We start from the raw sequence: 20289 nt of genomic DNA on the forward strand, positions 1-20289 counted from the left end.
AAACCGACATGGCCATCGAAGCCGTTGTCTTCGACGCTTACGGCACGCTTTACGACGTGCAGTCCGTCTCTGCCGTGACCGAGCAGGAATTTCCCGGCCACGGTGACATCATCACCCAGGTCTGGCGGATCAAGCAGCTGGAATACACCTGGCTGCGGTCGCAGATGAACAGCTATCGCAGCTTCTGGGAGGTGTCGCGGGAATCGCTTGCCTTCACGCTGGACGCGGTCGGGCTGCCCTATGACAACGCCGCCTTCGAGCGGATCATGGACAAATACCTGCATCTCGACCCTTACCCCGAGGCGATCCCTGCGCTCGAGGCCCTGAAGGGACGCCGCCGGGCGATCCTCTCGAACGGCAACCAGCAGATGCTGGACGCGCTGGTGGCCAATACCGGGCTGGCCGATCATCTCGAGGCGGTGATCAGCGTCGAGGATGCCGGTGTCTTCAAGCCGAACCCGCGCGCCTATGACCTTGTCGGGACCGGGCTGGACCTGTCACCGAACAAGGTGTTGTTCGTGTCCTCGAACTCGTTCGACGCCACGGCGGCCAAGAATTACGGCTTCCGCGTGGCCTGGATCGAACGGGTGACCGCCGCGGCGCTGCGCGGTGAGGTGCGCAGCGCCGGGACGGTCGGCCCGGCCACGATGTTCAAGATCCTGCGCATGCGCGAGGAGAAATTCGATCTGCCGCCAGACCATTACCTGACATCGCTCGCCGATCTGGCGCCGATCCTGGCTGGCTGATCACCCTCATCCGGCTTTAACCCACCACAGCCGGATACGCGTCGGGCCACGGGCAGGGAAACCTGCCCGTGGCCCGCGCAACCTGACCGACCCTGTCACTGCCGAAGCAGGTTTTGCACCGAGTAAGCCTGTCTAACTTGCTGCCCTGGCAGCATTCGCCAGCCGGGCAACGGCAATCATCTCGACCCGCATTCCGGGGCGCGCCAGCCTGACGCCACAGGTGGCCCGGGCCGGCGGGGCCGAGGGATCGACCCAGCCGTCCCAGACCGCGTTCATGCCGGCGAAATCGTCCATGTCGCTCAGCCAGACCTGAACCGAGGCGATGTCGGCCTTGCTGCCGCCCAGTTCGGCCATCACGCCGTCGATGGCGTCAAGGACTTCGCGGGTCTGGGCTTCGATATCGCCGCTCAGATCCTCGGGGATCTGACCCGCAAGGAAGGCAATATCGCCGATGCAGACGGCCTCGCTCATGCGCTTGCCGGGTTTCAGATGGGTCATGGTCATGTCGTCTCTCGCCTTTCAGTGATTGTCGGTGGTTCCGGCGCCGGCAGCATCACGCGATGCAGCGGTGGCCGGAACGGTGGTTTTCATCGCCAGCGCGGTCAGCCCGGCCATGGTGTCGCGGCAGACCGGCACGGGCGCGCGTCGGGCCGAGGCGTGCTGCGCATCGCCGCCAAGGGTGAGATGAACCGTTGCCTCCGCCAGCCCGGTCACGGCGTCGATGTCGCCGCTGATCCGGCCATCCGGGCCGGCCTGCACCATCCCCGCCTGCCAGCGCATCTGCACGGGCCGATCCTGCCAGCGTCGCCAGAAAGGGCAGCAGCAGGACCGGCCAGCTGACCGGCCCGGCGGTCAACCGATCCTTTGCGCCCAGCCCCTCCGGCAGACCGGCGTGGTCGCAGAGCGCTGCGCCGAGGGCGACCGGGCATAGCGCTTTACGTCCCGCAGCCTGCCACTGCCCGCGCGCAACCAGCGGGCTGCGCTCGAACCATATCCCGTTCCCGGCGGCCCGCAGGTGTTCCAGCAGTTGCGCGGTGCAACCGAGGCAACGCGCCGTCAGCCAGCCAAGGGCAAAACCCGCCTCTTCGGCCTGCCCCCAGTCCATGCCGGCCCCTCGCGCGGCCTTGGTGGCAAGCGCCTCGACCTCGTTTCGTGACAGCAGCACCGAGACCATGCCGGCATCGGGCAAGGGCGGGCCAGAGCGGGTTGGATCGTTCGGCTCGGCCATCACGAACCCCTCTCTGTCGACAGGACCAGCGGGTTGGGGGCGTTCTGGAACAGGCAGATCCTGACCCATTTGTCGGATCGCGGGTCGAAATGGCTGGCGCCGAAATAGGCCAGCTTGCAGCGCATCAGGTCGATCGGCAGCATGTCTTCGGAAATCAGGTTGTCACGGATCTCGGCATATGGCCTGCGGGCGGTGATCTGCGCCCGGCGCACCATGAAGCGATGCTGCGGGTGGCGCAGCAGGAAGGTGGCAAGGGCTGTGTCCCCGGGCCAGTCGCGCAGCGCCATGGCCAGTTCGGCTGCCAGGCGCGCGACGCAAAGCGGTTGTTCCAGCGCGCTGTCGGCATCGCTTTGGCGCCGGCCAAGGCGCGGCTCCTGCTTTTCCTCCGAGACATACCAGAACCGGGCCTGGTTTTCCGGCCGGGTGAAATCGATTGACACCGCCCAGTCATAGTGCGTCTCAAGGACGCGCCGCAAAGTCGCGACGGTCATGCGGCCATCCAGGTGAAATTCGGCGGCCTCGTCGAGGCTCATCGACCGGGCAAGATCATCGACCAGCTCGCCATGCGGCTCGAGCAGCAGCGCCAGCAGCGCCTCTTGTCCTTCGGGTGTCAGCGTGGTCTCGCCCCATTGCCAGAGGGCATTCCAAGGCAAAGCTTCGTCGCCGGGAAACTGCGCGATGCGCGTGCCGATACGGTCGAAATCGGCCCGCAGATCCCGCAATCGAGCCTGCTGAACTGGATGGACCGAGCTCCAGCTGGCAGCGTTCGCCTGCGCCTTGGCCAGGTGCTCGACCAGATCGGTGGTGAACTGCCGGATCAGCCAGACCGACAGCATCTCGGCCTGAAACGGGGCGGCCATCTCGGGGCGCCCGGCGATGGCGCTGCGGTCCGCCGCGCCGAACTTGCCCGAACCATAGACCGCCGTGGTCCGCATCAGGTAGCCCACCGCCTCGATTTCGGTCAGGTCGGGCTGGCGGCACGCGGCCAAATGCTCGACGACATGGGCGAAGAGGCGCACCGAGCGTGCTCGGCCTACCGATTTTGGACAGCCTGAAGCCCGAGTTTCCGGCCTTGATCATGGCGGCGGGCTGGTGACGCCGCAATGAAAGTGCAGTGCGCTCGGGACGTTGTGTCCGATGGCTCGATGGGGTCGATCATCGTTGTAGTGTCTGCGCCAGTCCTCCAGCTTTTCGACCGCGTCCGCAAGGCTCATGAACCCGTGGGCGTTCAAGCATTCTGACCTGATCTTGCTGTTGAAAGCCTCGATAAAACCATTGTCAGTTGGCTTGCCAGGGCGCGAGAAGTCGAGCGTGACGTGTTTTGAATAGGCCCAGAGACCGAGATCGCGCGAGATGAATTCGCTGCCATTGTCGACCCGGATCGTCTTCGGATCGCCGACCTTGCTGCAAATCCGTTCCAGCGTCTGGACCACGTCCTCGCCGCGGTATTGGAACCGCGCGTCGGTGGCTGGGCAGTAGCGCGAGTGAGTATCGACGATGGTCAGGAGTCTCAGCTTCTTACCCAGAGCCAGTTGGTCATGAACATTCGGCGGGAAAACAGTCCCCCGGGCCGTTTCTGATCCACCTCATTCCATGGCCCACACGTCGTTCGGCCCGACAGCTTCCGCCCGGTCATCGCGCAGCTTGGCCCTCACCCGCCGCTTCGGCCTTCGGCGTGGCCTTGGACCAGTGGCGGCGCACGCCTTGATGTTCCGCAGACGGAGGCATAACTCTTTGTAAAAAAATTATATACTATCTTGATATTGACCTCCAATCCTTCCCGATCAAGGGCGACGTAAACCCGGCGATGCCCATACCGCACATTAATCGCCGTCGGGCTCGAACCGATGGCGCCTCGACGGCTCATATTTCGCAGATCTCTCGGATCCGCCGTTTCAGCTCTGCCGGATCGGTGCGGCGGGATTTGTAGTGGCAGCTCGAACAGTCGAACCGGAGGGCCCCGTTGTCATCTGCGCTCGGACCGATGGCGCGCCGACGACAACCCCGTGCAGATCGAAACTGCCCAGTCTGCGCACATCCCGCGAACCAGCTCGCGCGTCCGTTCCAGCTTCAGAGCTCTCGCCGCACGACACCCTGCACCATCTGGCGATCCAATGTCAGGTCGGCCAAATTGCGCTTCAGCCGCGCGTTCTCGTCCTCGAGTTGCTTCAGCCGGCGCATCTCGTCCGGTAGCAAGCCGCCATACTTCTTCCTCCACGCAAAGTAGGTCGACTGGCCGATCCCGGCCTTACGACAGATCTCGGCAACCGATGTGCCTTCCTCGACCTGTTTCAGGATGAATGCCTTTTGCGCTTCCGCAAACTTCGATGCCTGCATTGTTCTCAGCTCCTTTCCCAACCAGGAAATGTTAACTGAAAACTCCAGCCTCAAATGGTCCAGTTCTTAGGGGGAAGAGCAGGTCGGGCGCGGCTTCGGCATATTGCAGCACCGTATTGACCCAGTTGAGCCGCCCGCTCGGCCACCACTGAGGAAACTCCTGTGCGCGCGACGGATCGACAAGGGCCTCGGGCTGCTGGTCCCATTAGATCCCAAGCCAATCCTGTGCCACCTGCCAATAGGCGGCGGGATCGCTCACCGACACCGTCAGCAGCGCGTCGTAATCCGCCACGTCCAGCCGCTCGGCCATGCGAAGCACCTGCGCCGTTTCAAAATGGTGCAGGGCAGGGCTCCGGGGCGCGTGCGTCATGGGGAGGTTCTCGGCCCATTTGGCAGCGATTGCGGTGGTGGCAGCGGGGATGGTCAGGCGCATGATCTGGCCCGTGTCCTAGGGTCGAAACTCAATCAGGTCCGCCAGCGTACGATGGCTGCGATTGCTGACTCGAAGTTGGTCTTGAGCTTGTCGTAGCGGGTGGCGATCCTGCGCCAATCGTTCAATCGGCAGAATGCCCGTTCGATCAGGTTTCTGCTGGTATATGCCGTCTCGTCAAATGGAATGTGCACCTTGCGGGATCTGGTCGAGGGGATGACGGCCTCTGTTCTGCTTGTGGCGAGGCGTTCACGCAGGCTGTTGGCATCATATCCCTTGTCGGCGAGGAGGCGGGTTGGCGGTGCTATCCTGTCGAGCAACGCTGGTGCCACCGAGATGTCAGCACAGTTTCCCGGGCTCAGGATGAAGGCCATCGCACGCCCGCAACCATCTGTCAGAGCATGGATTTTGGTGGTCGGTCCACCACGCGAACGCCCGATGGCCTGAACCTGCGCCCCCCTTTTGCGCCATGGGAAGAGCGATGCGCCCGCACGGCTGTGCTGTCGATGCTGAGATCTCCAGGAAGCTCGGCCGGCGCTGAAAGGGTGGTGAAAATGCGCGTCCAGAGGCCCTTGTGGCTCCACCGGTTGAAGCGATTGCAGATCGTCGTCGAAGGACCATAGTCGGGCGGACAATCCTGCCAGCGACACCCGACCCGCAAGACGTGAATGATGCCACTGATGACGCGGCGGTCGTCCACCCGCCGGGCGCACGGCTGGTTCCTCGGCAAAATCGGCTCGATCGCCGCCCAAGCACGATCCGAAAGCCAAAACAATGCCGACATTCCCCGCCTCCCTCATGGGTTCACCGCGAGTGAATCAAACAAAATAACCTACTTCAAGATCTTGGTTGAGTTTGGACCCTAGACCATCCATCTTCCTGTCGGCGATAGCCGAACTCCTCGTCATCGAGGATCTGCAGGTCGCCGCGATAACCCAGTTCGGCCGCATAGGCGGCGGTGAAGGCCGACTACGTTAGCACCCCGGCATGCAGGTATTTGATGGTCGAACTAGGGGCGTGTTGTAACCAAGCGACCATCGAGTTGAACAGCGAGATCAAGCCGTAATTACCCAGCCCCTTTGGTCGGCACCTCGGTAGAATGGCCGCGCAACATTCCCATGGCGGCGGTGGCGCCGAAGACCGGGGGGATCGATCTGATCTTCCTTGGTGTCGCACAGGGAATCCATGCTCATGCCGCCGTGGCAGGAAACTACATGCGAGACGGTGATGGCTTCGATCACCGACTTGCCATCGCGCGCGAGCGATTCCCCCGACGGCCATAATCCGCGGCAGCACATAGGGCGTCACATGGCCCGGCGGCATGATCGCATCCATGTTGAGCGTGTTGATCAGCTCGCAATTGGCGCAGGCCGCGCCAAAGACCGAGACCCAGTCTCCGATGCCCATGATCGTCTCTAAGCCCGCGGTAACCAGACCCGCCGATCAACAGGTCTTCATCGATGCCCGCCCGGCTTCTCAATCCAACGGTGACGGCGGCAGCTACGCCGATGGGATCATGCACGATCCGGCGGGCCTTGCGGTTGGCGACATCGTGCAGGTCCTTGAAGCGCCTACGTGCGGAATGCTCGGCAAAACGCGGGACGATGGTTGCGATGACAATCCTCTCTTGGCCTAAAGAAGTATCTGTCAGTGGATAGAATATCCTGCCATCGCGGGTTTCCTGCCAGGTCGGAAGGAAGGGCCATGGGTCGCGGGGGGCAAGGTCCCGCACCCGGGGTGCGACTGGTCGCTTTGCCCCGATCGCAGGCGCGCGCTCTCGCATTCATGAAGTACAGCTAAACAATTTACAAAGAATCGATACAAGACTTGGCCCGGCGATTCGGCGCATGTTTCCCCTACGGCACAAGCCGATCGGAGGAACTCATGACAGTCGAAAGCCGCTCTTTCGCGGCGTCCAACACCTCGTTGGCGCTGCGGGCATGGAATATTCGCCGCAAGGCCCTGTTGATGGGCGAGGTGCAGGGGCAGGGCTATATCGGCCAGGCCCTTGGCGTCGCGGACGTTCTGGCCGCATCTTATTTCCACGCGCTGAATTATGACCCGAAGGACCCGGAATGGGAGGGGCGCGACCGTTTCCTGCTGTCCATCGGGCATTACGCCATCGCGCTTTACGCCGTTCTGATGGAGGCCGGCATCCTGCCCGAGGACGAGCTGGAAACCTATGGCATGGATGACAGCCGCATGCCGATGTCGGGCATGGCGTCCTACACCCCGGGGATGGAGATTACCGGCGGCTCGCTGGGGCATGGGCTGGGGATCGCCGTCGGCATGGCGCTGGGGTTGAAGCGCAAGAACAGCCCGGCTTTCGTCTATAACCTGATGTCGGATGGCGAGTTGGGCGAGGGCTCGACCTGGGAGGCGGTAATGTCGGGGGTCCAGCACAAGCTGGACAACCTCATCTGCCTCGTCGATTTCAACGACCAGCAGGCCGATGGCAAATCGACTGCCGCGCTGGCGCAGGGTGACGAGCTTGCCAAGTGGCAGGCCTTTGGCTGGCACGCGCAGCGGGTGGACGGCAACGATCTCGACGCCGTGGTCGCCGCCTTTGACACCGCCCGGGCCAGCAGCCATCCGGGGCCGCGCGTCATCATCTTCGATACCACCATGTGCAAGGGGGTCGATTTTCTCGAGACCCGCGAGATCACGCATTTCGTCCGCGTCGAGGCGGATGAATGGGCCAAGGCCCTGGCCGTTCTGGAAGAGGGGAAGCCGCAATGACGCTGGCATCGATGACACGCAAATACGAACCGCGCCGCCTGCCCGAGGGTCCGCGCGTCGCCACCACGGCGATGATCGCCTCGCTGGCTGCCGAGGGCTATGAGACGGTCGCGGCGCCCTTTGGTCATGCGCTGGTCGAGGCGGCCAAGAAGGACGACAAGATCGTCGGGCTGTCCGCCGATTTGGCCAAATATACCGACCTGCACATCTTCGCGCAGGCGATGCCCGACCGCTTCTATCAGATGGGCATGGCCGAGCAGTTGCTGATGTCGGCCGCCGCCGGGCTGGCGCGCGAGGGGTTCAACCCCTTCGCCACCACTTACGCGGTTTTTGCCAGCCGTCGGGCCTATGACTTCATCGCCATGGCCATTGCCGAGGAGAACCTGCCGGTCAAGATCGTCTGCGCCCTGCCGGGCCTGACCACGGGCTACGGGCCGAGCCACCAGGCCACCGAGGACCTGGCGATCTTCCGCGGCCTGCCGAACATGACGGTGATCGATCCCTGCGACGCCGATGACATCATCGGCATGGTGCCGCAGATCGCCGCCCATGACGGCCCGGTCTACAGCCGCTTGCCGCGCGGCAAGGTGCCCTCGGTGCTGACCCGCCACAAGCCGGATTACAAGTTCCAGCTGGGCAAGGCGCAGGTGATCCGCGAGGGCAAGGATGTGCTGGTCATCTCGACCGGGTTCATGACCATGCGGGCGCTGGACGCGGCCGAGGCGCTGGCCCGCGATGGCGTCGATGCCGCCGTGCTGCATGTGCCGACGATCAAGCCGCTGGATACCGCCACCATTCTGGCCGAGGCCCGCAAGGGCGGCCGGCTGGTCGTCACCGCCGAGAACCATACCGTTGTCGGTGGTCTGGGCGAGGCTGTTGCCACCACGCTGATGACCAATGGCGTCACCCCCGCCTTCCGCATGATCGGCCTGCCGGACCAGTTCCTCGAGGCCGGCGCGCTGCCGACGCTGCACGAGATGTACGGCCTGACGGTCGACAGCATCACCAACCGCATCAAGGGCTGGCTTTAAGTCCCCCAGAATAAGGAGAAGGCCATGGGCCTGTTGGACGGAAAATATGTCATCGTGACCGGGGCGGCCTCGCCGCGCGGTCTTGGAAAGGCCACGGCGCAGCTGTTCGCCGATCAGGGCGCGACGGTCGCGATCCTCGATCTGAACGCGGACCAGGCCAAGGCCGCCGCCGCCGATCTGGGCGAGGGGCATGTGGGCCTCGCCTGCAATGTGACCGATCTCGAGGCCTGCAAGGCGGCGGCAGATGACCTGCTGCAGCAATGGGGACGGATCGATGTGCTGGTGAACAATGCCGGCATCACCCAGCCCCTGAAGGTCATGGATATCGCCCCCGGCAATTACGACGCGGTGCTGGACGTGAACCTGCGCGGCACGCTTTACATGAGCCAGGCGGTCATCCCGGCCATGCGCGAGCAGAACGAGGGCAGCATCGTCAACCTGTCCTCGGTCTCGGCGCAGCGTGGCGGCGGGATCTTTGGCGGGCCGCATTACTCGGCGGCCAAGGCCGGGGTGCTGGGCCTGACCAAGGCGATGGCGCGCGAATTGGCACCGCAGAACATCCGCGTCAACGCCGTCTGCCCCGGCTTCATCGCCACCGACATCACCGCCGGGAAACTGACCCCCGACATGATGGAGGGCATTCTGGCCGGCATCCCCATGGGCCGCGCGGGCGAGGCCAGCGATGTCGCCGGCTGCTGCCTGTTTCTCGCCTCGAACCTCTCGGCCTATTGCACCGGCACCGAGGTCGACGTGAACGGCGGATCGCTGATCCACTGACAAACCCGCCTGCCGCGAGGAGGCGGCGGGCATCCATCACCAGTCTTACCGGGAGGTATCATCATGAACCGCAGCATCCTTGGCGCCATCCTGTGCAGCACCGTCTTTGCCGGTGCCGCCAGCGCCGACACCGTCATCCTCGCCCATGCACAGCCGCCGGGAAACCCGCGCTCGCTGGCCGCCGATTTCTTTGCCGAAAAAGTCGCGGCCTGCAGCGAGGGCCGGATCGAGGTCAATGTCGCCGGCGCGGCGACCATGGGCGATGATGTCGAGGCGCTGACCTCGACCTCGGCCAATGTCATCCAGATCACCGCCAACAGCCAGGGCGCCACGGCGCAGATCATCCCCGAGCTGAACGTGATCGGGCTGCCCTTCCTTTTTGCCGATGCGCCGAGCGCGTGGAAGGTGATCGATGGCGAGATCAAGGCGCAGATCGATGAGCGCGCGCAGGCTGCAGGACTGAAGTTGCTGGGCCTCTGGGATAACGGCATCCGCCATGTCAGCCACCTGTCGAAGTCGATCACCACGCCCGCCGACCTGCAAGGCGTCAAGATCCGCACGCCCCCCGATGATATGACCATCGCCATCTTCAACGCGCTTGGCGGCAACCCTGCGCCGCTGACCTTTGCCGAGCTGCCGACCGCGCTGCAATCGGGCGTGTTCGAGGCGCAGGAGAACCCGCTGACGAACATCTACTCGTCCAAGATCCACGAGATCACCAAGTTCATCTCGCTGACCGGGCACAAGTACGAGACCTCGCCGCTGCTGGCCAGCATGGCCTGGTGGTCGTCGCTGTCACCCGAGGATCAGGCCTGCGTCCAAGCCTCGGCGGATGAGGCAACCGCCTTCCAGCGCCAGACCGCGACCGAGCAGGAGGCCGAGGTCAAGCAGAAGCTGATCGACGAGGGTGCAACCGTGACCGAGATCGCGGACCGGCAGGCCTTCATCGACGCGACCGCGCCGGTCTATGAGGAATACCGCGCCAAGTTCCCCGAACTGGTCGACACCATCACCGCCGAGGCCGCGAAATGAGCGGCGCGGTGCAACCGGACCCCGACAGCAACGGAGGGCGCCCCGCGCCCTCTGCCCTGCAGGGGATCGTGCGGGCGCTGGATGTCTCGGGGCAGGTGATCTGCGTCGGCACGCTGATCATCCTCTTCGTGGCGCTGATGGTGAACGTGGTGCTGCGCTATGTCTCGGGGCAGGGGCTGGGCTGGGCCTATGACATCCACGCCATCCTGCTGCCCTGGATGATCGCCGGCGGGGTGGTGATCGCCACGGTCTACAGCCGCAACATCGCCATTACCATCCTGCCGGACCTGCTGTCGGAACAGGGCAGGAAGCTGCTGTTCATCATCATGACGGCGCTGACGCTGCTGATCTCGGTCTTCGTGGTCTGGTCGTCCTTCCCGATCATCCGCGCCGCGCAGTTCCAGAAAATCACCGCCCTTGGCGGCATCAGCCAGCTCTGGGGCTATGCCAGCCTTGTCTATGGCTTCGGTGGCATTGCCGTCATCTGCGCCTGCGACCTGATCGCGGTGACGATGGGCCGGGTGCTGCGCGATGTCGAAACCGCTTCGAGCCTCAGCTGAGGAGGATATGACATGACCCCCATTCTCGTCTTTGCGTTCTTCGGCCTGATGGCGCTGTCGGTGCCGGTGGCCCATGCCATGCTGGGCGGCACCGCGCTTGCCCTCATGATGGATGGCAAGCCCCTCGCGGTGATCGCGCAGCGGCTTTACGCCCCGACGCAGGCCTTCCCGATGCTGGCCATCCCCTATTTCATCCTTGCCGGATCGCTGATGATGCACGGCAAGTTCGGGGAATACCTGGTCAATATCGCCCGGCTGATCGTCGGCCGCTTTCGCGGTGGCCTTGGCCAGGTCAGCATCCTCGGCTCGGTGATGTTCGGCGGCGTGTCGGGCTCGGCCGTGGCGGATGCCTCGGCCATGGGCAATGCGCTGATCCCGGTGCAGGTTCGCGACGGCTATCCCGCGCCCTTCGCCGCCGCGATCAACGCCTCGTCCTCGACCGTATCGGTGCTGATCCCGCCCTCGATCCCGCTGATCCTCTTCGGGCTGGTCGCCAATGTCTCGATCGTCGACCTGTTCGTCGCCGGCATCCTGCCGGGCCTGCTGCTGGCCGCTGGCATGATGGCCATGGTCTGGTATGTGGCCCGCCGTCGTGGCCTGCCGGCCGCGCCGCTTCCCGGTGGCTTCCGTGCCTTCAAGAGCCAGATTGTCTTCGCCCTGCCGGCGCTGCTGATGCCCATCTTCATCATCGGCACCCTGCGCTTCGGCATCGCCACGCCGACCGAGGTCAGCGTGCTGGCCGTCGCCTATGCCCTGCTGATCGGCATCTTCTTCTACCGCGATGTCACCCCGCGGCTGATCTGGAACGCGCTGGTCGAGACCGGGATGATGACCGGCGCGGTCATGCTGATCATCATGGCCTCGGGCACCATCCAGTGGATCCTGACCGCCGAGCAGGTGCCGCAGAACCTGGCCGCTTTTGTCGGCACCCATCTGACCGAGCCCTGGATGGTGCTGATCGCGCTGAACCTGGTGATGCTGGTGGTCGGCATGTTCCTCGACCTGCCCGCCGCCGTGCTGCTCTTGGCGCCGCTGTTCGTCACCATCGGCAACACCATCGGGCTGGACCCGGTGCAACTGGGCCTGATGATGGTGATCAACCTGTCGGTCGGCCTCTACACGCCGCCGGTCGGGACCACACTGTTCATCTCGATGGCGATTGCGAGAACCGGGATCGGCGAGACCTCCAAGGCGCTTCTGCCCTTCTACCTTGTCGCGGTGGTGGTCCTGCTGGCCTTCACCTTCATCCCGGCCCTGACGATCTACTGAGGCCGGGAATCCATCACGAATGCCGGGCGGCAACGCCTGGCATTCGCCTGTCTACCGCTCGTCCGGCCCGGCAAAGGTCGCCCGCCGCTCGAACCGGGTGCGCAGCCCGCGCCCGTCCAGCCAGTGCCGCGCCTCGGCCATGTGCTGGCTGCCCTTGTCCCTGATCCAGTCCGAGAACAGCTTCACCGCCCGGCGTCCGACATGGCGATGCGGGCAGACCACCCAATAGCCCGGAAACTCGATCACCTCGAATTCGGTCGAGACCGGCACCAGCTCGCCGCGGCGCAGTTCCTCGAAGGCCAGCGTCATGCTGTCGAGGATCAGCCCGCCGCCATCCTTGGCCATCTGCACCGACATGCTGGAGCGGTCGAAACGGCAGGGATAGGACATCGAGGCGCCCGACACGTCATTGCGCGGCAGCCAGTAATCCCACCGATAATAGGCTTTCACGCTGTCGATCAGTCGGGCATGGCGCAGCTGCTCGCGCGGGTCGTCCGAGATCGCCTGCAATCGGGCCAGGTAACCGGGTGAGCACATGGGAAAGACGAAATCATGCACGATGCAATCGGTATGCAGGCCTTCCCAATCGCCCTCGCCATAGCGCAGGTCCATGTCGACGACCTCGGTGTCGAATTCGGTAAAGCTGGGGGTCGCGTCCACCCTCAGATCCCAATCCGGGTTCTGGAGACAGAAGTCCGACAGCCGCGAGGCCAGCCAGCGCACCCCGAAGGAAGGGCTGACCCGGATCGACAGGTGATGCGTTTCCCGCTGTCGCACGATGGCGGCGCGCACCTCGCGGATCGACTGGAACGCCTGCGAGGCGGTCTGGAACAGCCGCTCGCCATCAATGGTCAGGCGCAGGTGGCGCTTTTCGCGGTGGAACAGCTTTACGCCCAGGCTCTGCTCCAGCAGCTTGATCTGCTGGCTGACCGCCGAGGCCGAGACCTGCAGATCTTCGGCCGCGCGCATCACCCCGCCAAGCCGCGCCACCGCCTCGAAATGCGCCATGGAGAGCAGGTTCAGATCACGCGCCATACCCGATGCCTGAGAGCAGCTTACGGAGTTGTGTCATCAAGCTTACGACGCGCGGACGCCTTGGTCCATTGCCGGTGGGCGGTTCGGTGTTCGGGCCGGTCGCGCATCACCCCCGGGATATTTGGGTGAGCGAGAAGCTGTCGGAGCCTCTCGGTCAATTCCGGTCCCACGATGAGGAGTTAGCTGACGAGGATTTTCATTCGGGTTCTCCTTGCGAGGTCATTTGCTTCAACGCCGGCACCGGGCCGTAGTCCCGTGCCTCGCCCGCGACGATGGCTGCGGGGGCGGGATAGCTGACGGGACCGTTGGGGGTCTCGACGGTGATCCGGCGCAGATGCGGATGCTGGGCCAGTGCCGCCATGTCGCTGACCGAGGCGAGTGCGACATCGGCTTCGAGAAGCGCGGCAATGGCTTCGTCCGCGTTCAGACGGGCGAAGCCGTGGGCCACGGCGGCGTCGGTCTCGGCACGATTGGCGACCCGGGCGACATTGGTGGCAAAGCGGGGATCGGCGCCCAGTTCAGGCTTGCCGAGGAACACCTCAGCCAGCTTTCGCCATTCGCGGTCGCTTTGCACCGAGATCAGGATGGGCTGGCCGTCCTTGGTGATAAAGGTGCCATAGGGCGCGATCGAGGGATGGGCCATGCCGATACGTTGGGGCGACTTGCCGCCCTCGTGATTCAGCAGCGGCACGGTCAGCCAGTCGGCCATCACATCGAACATCGAGACCGAGATATTGGCTCCCTTGCCGGTGATACCGCGCGCAATCAGCGCCTCGAGGATCGCGGCATGGGCGGTGGCGCCGGTGGCGATATCGACGATGGAAATGCCGACGCGGGCCGGTTCCTCGGGTCCGCCGGTGATCGAGCACAGCCCCGATTCCGCCTGGATCAAGAGGTCATAGGCCTTGCGGTCGGCCATCGGCCCGTCCTCGCCATAGCCGGTGATCGAGCAGGTGATGAGACGGGGGTAGTCACGTTCCAGCCGTTCGAAGGTAAAACCGAGCTTCGCAAGCGCGCCGCGCTTGAGGTTCTGGATCAGCACATCGGCGCCAGACAGAAGCCGGGCCAGTTCTGCCTTGCCCGCCTCGCTGGCCAGATCCAGCGTCACGCTGTCCTTGCCGCGATTGAGCCAGACGAAGTAACTCGACTGACCCTTGGCCACATCGTCATAGCCACGGGCGAAATCGCCCTCGGGCCGTTCGATCTTGATCACCCGTGCGCCGGCATCGGCCAGACGCGACGAGGTGAAGGGGGCGGCCACGGCCTGCTCGATGGCGATGACCGTCAGGCCCGACAGGGGAAGCGCGCCCATCAGTAACTCTTCGGCAGGCCGAGGACATGCTGGCCGATATAGCCGAGGATCATGTTGGTCGAGATTGGCGCGACCTGGTAAAGCCGGGTCTCGCGGAACTTGCGCTCCACGTCGTATTCATTGGCGAAGCCGAAGCCGCCATGGAACTGGATGCAGGCATTCGCCGCCTCCCAGCTGGACTTCGCCGCGAGGTATTTCGCCATGTTGGCTTCCGCCCCGCAGGGCTGGTCGGCGTCGTAAAGACGGCAGGCCTGCCAGCGCATCAGGTTCGCCGCCTCGACCTCGATGAAGGCTTCGGCGATGGGGAATTGCACGCCCTGATTGGCACCGATGGGGCGGCCAAAGACCACGCGCTCCTTGGTGTATTTCACCACCCGGTCGGTGAACCAGTAGCCGTCGCCGATGCATTCGGCGGCAATGAGCACGCGCTCGGCATTGAGGCCGGAGAGCAGGTGTTTGAAACCGGCACCCTCCGTGCCGATCAGGTTCTCGGCGGGGACTTCGAGATTGTCGAAGAACAGCTCGTTGGTCTCGTGGTTCACCATGTTCGGGATCGGCTTCACCACCAGCTGCCCCTTGGCCTGCGCCTCTTTCGCATCCACGATGAAGATCGACATGCCGTCCGAGGGCTTCTTGACTTGGTCGACAGGCGTAGTGCGCGCCAGCACGATGATCAGGTCGGAATGCTGCACCCGGCTGATCCAGACCTTCTGGCCGTTGATCACCCAGTTCTCGCCCTTGCGGACAGCATTGGTCTTGATCTTGGTCGTGTCCGAGCCGGTGGTCGGTTCGGTCACCGCCATCGACTGCAGCCGCAGGTCGCCTGTCGCGATGCGCGGCAGATACTTGCGCTTCTGCTCCTCCGAGCCGTGCTTGATCAGCGTGTTGATGACATACATCTGCCCGTGGCAGGCCCCGGAATTCCCACCCGAGCGGTTGATCTCCTCCATGATGACGCTGGCCTCGGTCAGCCCCAGGCCAGAACCGCCATATTCTTCCGGGATCAGCGCCGCCATCCAGCCGGCGCGGGTCAGGGCCTCGACGAATTCTTCCGGATAGGCGCGTTCATGGTCGATCTTGCGGTGGTATTCGTCGGGAAATTCCGCGCAAAGCGCCCGGACCGCGTCGCGGATGTCCTGATACTCGTCGGTGCGTTGGTCATACATGGGGGACTCCGTTCGGTTCATGGGGCGGGGTGGGGGCTACCCGAGGCAATGGCGGTGACCGCGCCGACCCGCGCGGGGGTTTCGCTGTGATAGCGGAATTGCATCGGGCATTCCATCGACAGCGCCCCGGTCGCCTGAGCGACGGCCCACGCGGCGATCCTCGAGGCGCTGACTTCGCGTGGCATCAGGGGTAAGGTGAATCTGTTGCCCGCCGCATGGGAGGCTGTGCTGGCCTGTCGCCTTTGTCCGATTTCGCGACAGTTGCGGTATAAGCGCCCCTCGCCCCGGCTGAGCGATCCGTGATTTGAACCGGGGCTTCGTCCTGACTATCCTCGGCACATCCTCACAGGTTCCGACTTGGATCGAAAGATGCGCCGCTGGATATGTTCACTGCTGGTCGTGCTGATCGCCCTTGGCGGCGTGCTGTCGCATGGGCAGGTGGCGGAAGCGGGTCATGCTCCGGGTCATCATGCGGTTGCCATCGCCACTGACGCGTCCCATGCCGAGGGGCATCAGCACGGAAAATCCCATGACACAGGGGCTGAGACACTGTCCGATGCCTGTGCGATCCTGTGCCTTGGCACGCCCGCGCCGTGGGGCGCCCTTGCCGAACAGGCCCCGACCGAGGCGGGCCGGTCGCTGAAATGGCGCTTCACCGCGCTGAGCCATGAGGGGCTGCGTGTCGGCCCGGGCTATCGCCCGCCGACATCCATCTGAGCAACCGCTTCGCCGCACCGCCTGACGGTGCCGAACCTCTTCGCCCCTAGGGGCATGATGGATTTTACAAATGGCACAGATACTCACCCGCCGCGGCTTTCTGGCCGCTTCCGCCGGCATGGCCGCAGCCCTCGCCTTGCCGCGCCCGAGCCTTGCGCAAGCAACCGGCCTGACGCTGCAGGCCACCACCCGCACGCTGGACATCGATGGCCGCGCCGCCACCGTGTTCGGGCTGCTCAATGGCACTGGGACACCCGGCCTTGTGCTGGACCCGGGTCAGCGTTTCCGTCTTGACCTGACCAATGATCTGGCCGAGCCGACGATCATCCACTGGCACGGGCAGATCCCGCCGAACGCGCAGGATGGCGTGCCCGACATGCCGATGCCACTGCTGCAACCCGGCGAGACACGGTCCTATGACTATGACCCCGCCGCTGGCACACATTGGATGCACAGCCATGTGCCGTTGCAGGAAATGCGCCTTCTGGCCGCGCCGCTGATCGTTCGCCGGCCCGAGGATCTGCGCGCCAACCGGCAGGAGGTCACGATGTTCCTGCATGATTTCTCGTTCCGCACGCCCGAGGAGGTGCTGGACGAGATCAGGTCGGGTGCGGGTCACACTGGGGCCGGCGCGGCTGAGGAGGCGCAGGCCGCCGACCCCCATGCAGGCCACGACATGGGCGGAGGGACGACCATGTCCGGGATGCAGGGCATGGAGGACATGCCGATGCAAGGCATGGCCGGTATGGCGATGGATCTGAACGATTTCGATTTCGACGCCTACCTGGCCAATGACCGCACGCTGGCTGATCCCGAGGTCGTGCAGGTCGAAAAGGGCGGGCGGGTTCTGCTGCGCGTCATCAACGCGGCCGCCGCCACGGTGTTCTGGGTCGATTGCGGTGCGCTGCCCGGGCGGCTGGTCGCCGTGGACGGCCAGCCGGTGCAGCCGCTGTCGGGCGCGCGCTTTGGCGTCGCGATGGGCCAGCGTCTCGACCTGGAGCTTGACCTGCCAGCCGGGCAGGGCGCATGGCCGATCCTCGCGCGGCGCGAAGGCGCGCATGAGCGCACCGGCCTGATCCTCGCCACGGTCGGGGCCGAGGTGCCGATCATCTTGGGCCTAGCGGACGAGGCTGCGCCGGCCTTTGATGTGGATCTCGCACAGGAGGCAAGGTTGCGGGCGCTGTCGCCGCTGGATGAGCGGGTGGCCGATGCGACGCCGATGCTGATGCTGGGCGGCCAGATGCAGCCCTATCGCTGGACGATCAATGATCGCGTGTTCGAGGACCGGGTGCCGGTCACCGCGCGCAGCGGCCAGCGGGTCGAGATCGCTTTCCACAACATGTCGATGATGGGCCACCCGATGCATCTGCACGGCCATCATTTCCAGGTCGTGGCGATTAACGGCACGCGCTTCGCAGGGGCGCTGCGCGACACGGTCTACGTGCCGCCGATGAGCATGGTGACGGTGGCCGTGGATGCGGGTGAGGCGGCGGAGTGGATGCTGCACTGCCATCACATGCCGCATCTGGCCAGCGGCATGATGACCACCTTCGCGGTCTCGGGCTGACGGGTGTAGACGCGATCAGTTCGGCTGCGGCGTCTCTGCGAATTGCGCGCCGATCCAGTCGAGAAAGATGGCGACCGGCGGGCGCGGCTCGCCGGTCTTGGGGACGATGACGTGATAGCGATCCTCGAGCCGCAGGCTGTCGCGCCCCAGCCGGACCAGCCGGCCCTCGTCCAGATGGGTCGAGAGCAGGGTGGACCAGCCAAGCGCCACGCCCTCGCCGTTGACGGCGGCCTGAATCGTCTCGGTATAGTGGTTGAAGCGCAGCGGGCTGCGGTCCGAGGCGATGCCGGGTCCCGGGCCAAGGCCCACCGCCTGCGCCCAGGATCGCCAGGTCAGCCAGGACGGGTTGACCGTGTCCGAGGCGATCAGCGGCAGTTTCATGATCTCGGCCTCGGCCGCCGGGATGCCGGTTGCTTCCAGCAGTTTCGGGCTGCAGACCGGGAATACCTCGTCGGCATGGCTGGCAAGGCTGCGGCCATCGGCGAAGGGCGCGCGGCCAAAGCGGATCGCCACATCCAGCCGGTCGCGGCGCAGGTCGGTCGGGCCGTCGTCCGAGATGAGGCGCAGCTTGACCTGGGGATGGCGCGCGCGCAGCTGCGCCAGCCGGGGCAGGATCCAGAAATGGCTGAAGGCCAGCGTTGCGCCCACGGTCACCACGTCGCGGTCTTCGGGCGCGCGCAGCGTCTCGATCATCAGGGCCATGCTGTCGAATGCGGCTGTTACCGTGCCGGCCAGCGCCGCACCCGCCGGGGTCAGCGCGACCCGGCGGTGTGCCCGGCGGAACAGCACCGTGTTCAGATCGGATTCAAGCTGCTTGATCTGGCGGCTGACGGCGGCCTGCGTCACCCCCAGCTCACCCGCCGCCTGGGTAAAGCTGGACAGTCTCGCCGCCGCCTCGAAAGTCGCCAGCGCACTCATCGATGACAGGTTCCGGCGCAGGCTGGGCATGGATCAATCCCGTCGAATGCGCTTGGAAACATAACTTCAGGTTATCGATATGTCGAGAATTTCTGGAGTTGAGCGCAACGTGCGGACGGATGATCGTGGCCGCAGGCAGGCCCGCATTTTCCCGCCAGCCGTGCTACGCCATTTCAGTGAAAGCAGCCCGTCATGACCGATCAAGGCAATCTTCGCTCCCTTCTGCAGGCCCAGCTGTCCGGCCAGTCGCTGGCGCGGCCCTTCTATACCGATCCCGGGCTCTACCAGGCCGACCTGGACAACATCTGGTACCGGGAATGGATCTTCGCCGCGCCGCTGGCCGAGCTGCCCAAGGCGGGCTCCTATGTCACCTTCCAGCTGGGCGGCTATCCGGTACTGGTGGTCCGGGGCGGCGATGGCGAGATCCGGGCCTTCCACAACACCTGCCGCCATCGCGGCAGCCGCATCTGTCCCAAGGAATCGGGGCAGGCGACCAAGCTGGTCTGCCCCTATCACCAATGGACCTATGACACGAACGGGCAACTGCTCTGGGCCCGCGACATGGGGCCGGATTTCGACATGTCGTCCCACGGCCTGCAGCCGGTCCACTGCGCCTCTGCCGGCGGGATGGTTTATGTCTGCGTCGCGCGCAATGCCCCCGATTTCGCGCCCCTGCGCGAGGCTGCCGACCGCTATGCCGCGCCGCATCGGCCTGACGAGCTGAAGGTGGCGCACCAGTCGCGGATCATCGAGCGCGGCAACTGGAAGCTGGTGATGGAGAACAACCGCGAATGCTATCACTGCGCCGGTTCGCATCCGGGCCTGTGCCGCACCTTCCTTGACGATCCCGATCTCTTCGGCTCGGGTGACAGCCAGGGTTCGGCCCTTGGCGCCGCCCATGTCGAACGCTGCGAGGCGGCGGGCCTGCCCTCGCGCTATCTGGCGCCCGAAGACGAGCTGTGGCGGCTGGTGCGCATCCCGCTGGTCGGCGAGACGGTCAGCTACACGATGGACGGCAAGCCTGCGGCGCCGCTGCTGCCCGGAATGCCCTTTGCCAATGCCGGAACGCTGCTTTTCTATCATTACCCGAACACCTGGAACCACTACCTCTCGGACCATGTGCTGAACTTCCGCGTCATGCCTGTCAGTGCGACCGAGACCGAGGTGACGACCAGCTGGCTGGTCCACAAGGACGCGGTCGAGGGGCGCGACTATGACCTGACCCGGCTGACCGAGGTCTGGATCGCCACCAATGACGAGGATCGCCGCGTGGTGCAGGAAAACCAGCTGGGCATCAACTCGCCCGCCTACATGCCCGGCCCCTATTCGCAGCGGCAGGAGGGCGGGGTGATCCAGTTCGTCGACTGGTATGTGCGCTCGATGCTGCGCGGGATCAGCGGCCCGGCCCGCGTGGCGGCGGAATAG

The 20289-nt window shown here is 64.8% G+C and carries 21 protein-coding genes and 2 pseudogenes; 11 read left to right on the top strand and 12 right to left on the bottom strand.

Going from position 1 to position 20289, the window contains the following annotated elements:
- Positions 1-8: 8 nt before the first annotated feature.
- Entirely contained in the window at positions 9-746 is a 738-nt protein-coding gene (locus tag CX676_RS18945; RefSeq protein WP_101754447.1) for a haloacid dehalogenase type II, read from the top strand.
- Positions 747-878: 132 nt separating this feature from the next.
- Here CX676_RS18945 and CX676_RS18950 read toward each other — a convergent pair whose 3' ends face one another.
- The 7 genes and pseudogenes from CX676_RS18950 to CX676_RS18980 all read right to left on the bottom strand — a co-directional run bounded on the left by CX676_RS18950 (position 879) and on the right by CX676_RS18980 (position 5525).
- Complete coding sequence (locus CX676_RS18950) at positions 879-1250, bottom strand: RidA family protein (RefSeq protein WP_101753957.1); 372 nt, start codon at positions 1248-1250, stop codon at positions 879-881.
- 15 nt (positions 1251-1265) lie between these two features.
- The gene (locus CX676_RS23065) at positions 1266-1532 is read right to left on the bottom strand and encodes a hypothetical protein (RefSeq protein WP_232816532.1); all 267 of its coding nucleotides are present in this window, start codon (positions 1530-1532) and stop codon (positions 1266-1268) included.
- A 211-nt stretch (positions 1533-1743) separates the two neighbouring features.
- A pseudogene (locus CX676_RS23340) lies at positions 1744-2043 on the bottom strand (DUF3726 domain-containing protein); the annotation flags it as partial.
- Positions 1974-2993 (bottom strand): hypothetical protein, encoded by a 1020-nt coding sequence (locus CX676_RS18960; RefSeq protein ID WP_101753959.1) that lies wholly within the window; start codon positions 2991-2993, stop codon positions 1974-1976. The pseudogene CX676_RS23340 and the gene CX676_RS18960, both read right to left, overlap by 70 nt.
- A 57-nt stretch (positions 2994-3050) precedes the next feature.
- Positions 3051-4311, bottom strand: a pseudogene (locus CX676_RS22625) (integrase core domain-containing protein).
- 205 nt (positions 4312-4516) lie between these two features.
- Positions 4517-4744 (bottom strand): hypothetical protein, encoded by a 228-nt coding sequence (locus CX676_RS18975; RefSeq protein WP_101753960.1) that lies wholly within the window; start codon positions 4742-4744, stop codon positions 4517-4519.
- A gap of 32 nt (positions 4745-4776) precedes the next feature.
- A protein-coding gene (locus CX676_RS18980) for an IS5 family transposase (protein WP_408634468.1) occupies positions 4777-5525 on the bottom strand; the annotation gives its coding sequence in 2 pieces (ribosomal slippage) (positions 4777-5187 and positions 5190-5525; 747 coding nt in all).
- Between the two features lie 537 nt (positions 5526-6062).
- On the opposite strand from CX676_RS18980, the gene CX676_RS18990 reads away from it, so the two are divergent.
- From CX676_RS18990 to CX676_RS19020, 7 genes are all read left to right on the top strand, one after another.
- The gene (locus CX676_RS18990; protein ID WP_101753963.1) at positions 6063-6377 is read left to right on the top strand and encodes a hypothetical protein; all 315 of its coding nucleotides are present in this window, start codon (positions 6063-6065) and stop codon (positions 6375-6377) included.
- 248 nt (positions 6378-6625) lie between these two features.
- Positions 6626-7480: a transketolase gene (locus CX676_RS18995; RefSeq protein WP_101753964.1), complete on the top strand. Its 855-nt coding sequence runs from the start codon at positions 6626-6628 to the stop codon at positions 7478-7480.
- Positions 7477-8511, top strand: coding sequence for a transketolase family protein (locus tag CX676_RS19000; protein ID WP_101753965.1), 1035 nt, complete (start codon positions 7477-7479; stop codon positions 8509-8511). Before CX676_RS18995 ends, CX676_RS19000 begins: the two co-directional genes overlap by 4 nt.
- A 24-nt stretch (positions 8512-8535) precedes the next feature.
- A complete protein-coding gene (locus CX676_RS19005; RefSeq protein WP_101753966.1) occupies positions 8536-9288 on the top strand; it encodes an SDR family NAD(P)-dependent oxidoreductase in 753 nt (250 codons plus the stop codon).
- 63 nt (positions 9289-9351) lie between these two features.
- Positions 9352-10320, top strand: a complete 969-nt coding sequence (locus tag CX676_RS19010) for a TRAP transporter substrate-binding protein (RefSeq protein WP_101753967.1) — start codon at positions 9352-9354, stop codon at positions 10318-10320.
- Positions 10317-10880: a TRAP transporter small permease gene (locus tag CX676_RS19015; RefSeq protein WP_101753968.1), complete on the top strand. Its 564-nt coding sequence runs from the start codon at positions 10317-10319 to the stop codon at positions 10878-10880. The genes CX676_RS19010 and CX676_RS19015 overlap by 4 nt, the downstream gene beginning before the upstream one ends.
- A 12-nt stretch (positions 10881-10892) precedes the next feature.
- Positions 10893-12149, top strand: coding sequence for a TRAP transporter large permease (locus CX676_RS19020; protein WP_101753969.1), 1257 nt, complete (start codon positions 10893-10895; stop codon positions 12147-12149).
- Positions 12150-12200: 51 nt separating this feature from the next.
- On the opposite strand, the gene CX676_RS19025 is transcribed toward CX676_RS19020, so the two are convergent.
- The 4 genes from CX676_RS19025 to CX676_RS22630 form a co-directional block, all read right to left on the bottom strand.
- Positions 12201-13184 carry a LysR substrate-binding domain-containing protein gene (locus CX676_RS19025; protein ID WP_101753970.1) on the bottom strand — a complete coding sequence of 328 codons (984 nt, stop codon included), beginning with the start codon at positions 13182-13184 and terminating at the stop codon, positions 12201-12203.
- A 196-nt stretch (positions 13185-13380) separates the two neighbouring features.
- On the bottom strand, positions 13381-14496 hold the full coding sequence (locus CX676_RS19030) for a CaiB/BaiF CoA transferase family protein (RefSeq protein WP_101753971.1): 1116 nt from the start codon (positions 14494-14496) through the stop codon (positions 13381-13383).
- A complete protein-coding gene (locus CX676_RS19035; protein ID WP_101753972.1) occupies positions 14496-15662 on the bottom strand; it encodes an acyl-CoA dehydrogenase family protein in 1167 nt (388 codons plus the stop codon). Before CX676_RS19035 ends, CX676_RS19030 begins: the two co-directional genes overlap by 1 nt.
- A 17-nt stretch (positions 15663-15679) precedes the next feature.
- Entirely contained in the window at positions 15680-15847 is a 168-nt protein-coding gene (locus tag CX676_RS22630; RefSeq protein WP_157935996.1) for a hypothetical protein, read from the bottom strand.
- A gap of 184 nt (positions 15848-16031) precedes the next feature.
- Between CX676_RS22630 and CX676_RS19040 the strand changes: the two genes are divergently transcribed.
- Both CX676_RS19040 and CX676_RS19045 read left to right on the top strand, forming a co-directional pair.
- Positions 16032-16379 (top strand): DUF2946 family protein, encoded by a 348-nt coding sequence (locus CX676_RS19040; RefSeq protein ID WP_101753973.1) that lies wholly within the window; start codon positions 16032-16034, stop codon positions 16377-16379.
- Between the two features lie 70 nt (positions 16380-16449).
- On the top strand, positions 16450-17946 hold the full coding sequence (locus CX676_RS19045) for a multicopper oxidase family protein (RefSeq protein WP_101753974.1): 1497 nt from the start codon (positions 16450-16452) through the stop codon (positions 17944-17946).
- Between the two features lie 15 nt (positions 17947-17961).
- Here CX676_RS19045 and CX676_RS19050 read toward each other — a convergent pair whose 3' ends face one another.
- Positions 17962-18894 (bottom strand): LysR substrate-binding domain-containing protein, encoded by a 933-nt coding sequence (locus CX676_RS19050; protein ID WP_101753975.1) that lies wholly within the window; start codon positions 18892-18894, stop codon positions 17962-17964.
- Between the two features lie 162 nt (positions 18895-19056).
- Between CX676_RS19050 and CX676_RS19055 the strand changes: the two genes are divergently transcribed.
- Entirely contained in the window at positions 19057-20289 is a 1233-nt protein-coding gene (locus tag CX676_RS19055) for an aromatic ring-hydroxylating oxygenase subunit alpha (RefSeq protein ID WP_101753976.1), read from the top strand.

This window comes from Paracoccus zhejiangensis, assembly GCF_002847445.1.
Taxonomy (GTDB): Bacteria; Pseudomonadota; Alphaproteobacteria; order Rhodobacterales; family Rhodobacteraceae; genus Paracoccus; species Paracoccus zhejiangensis.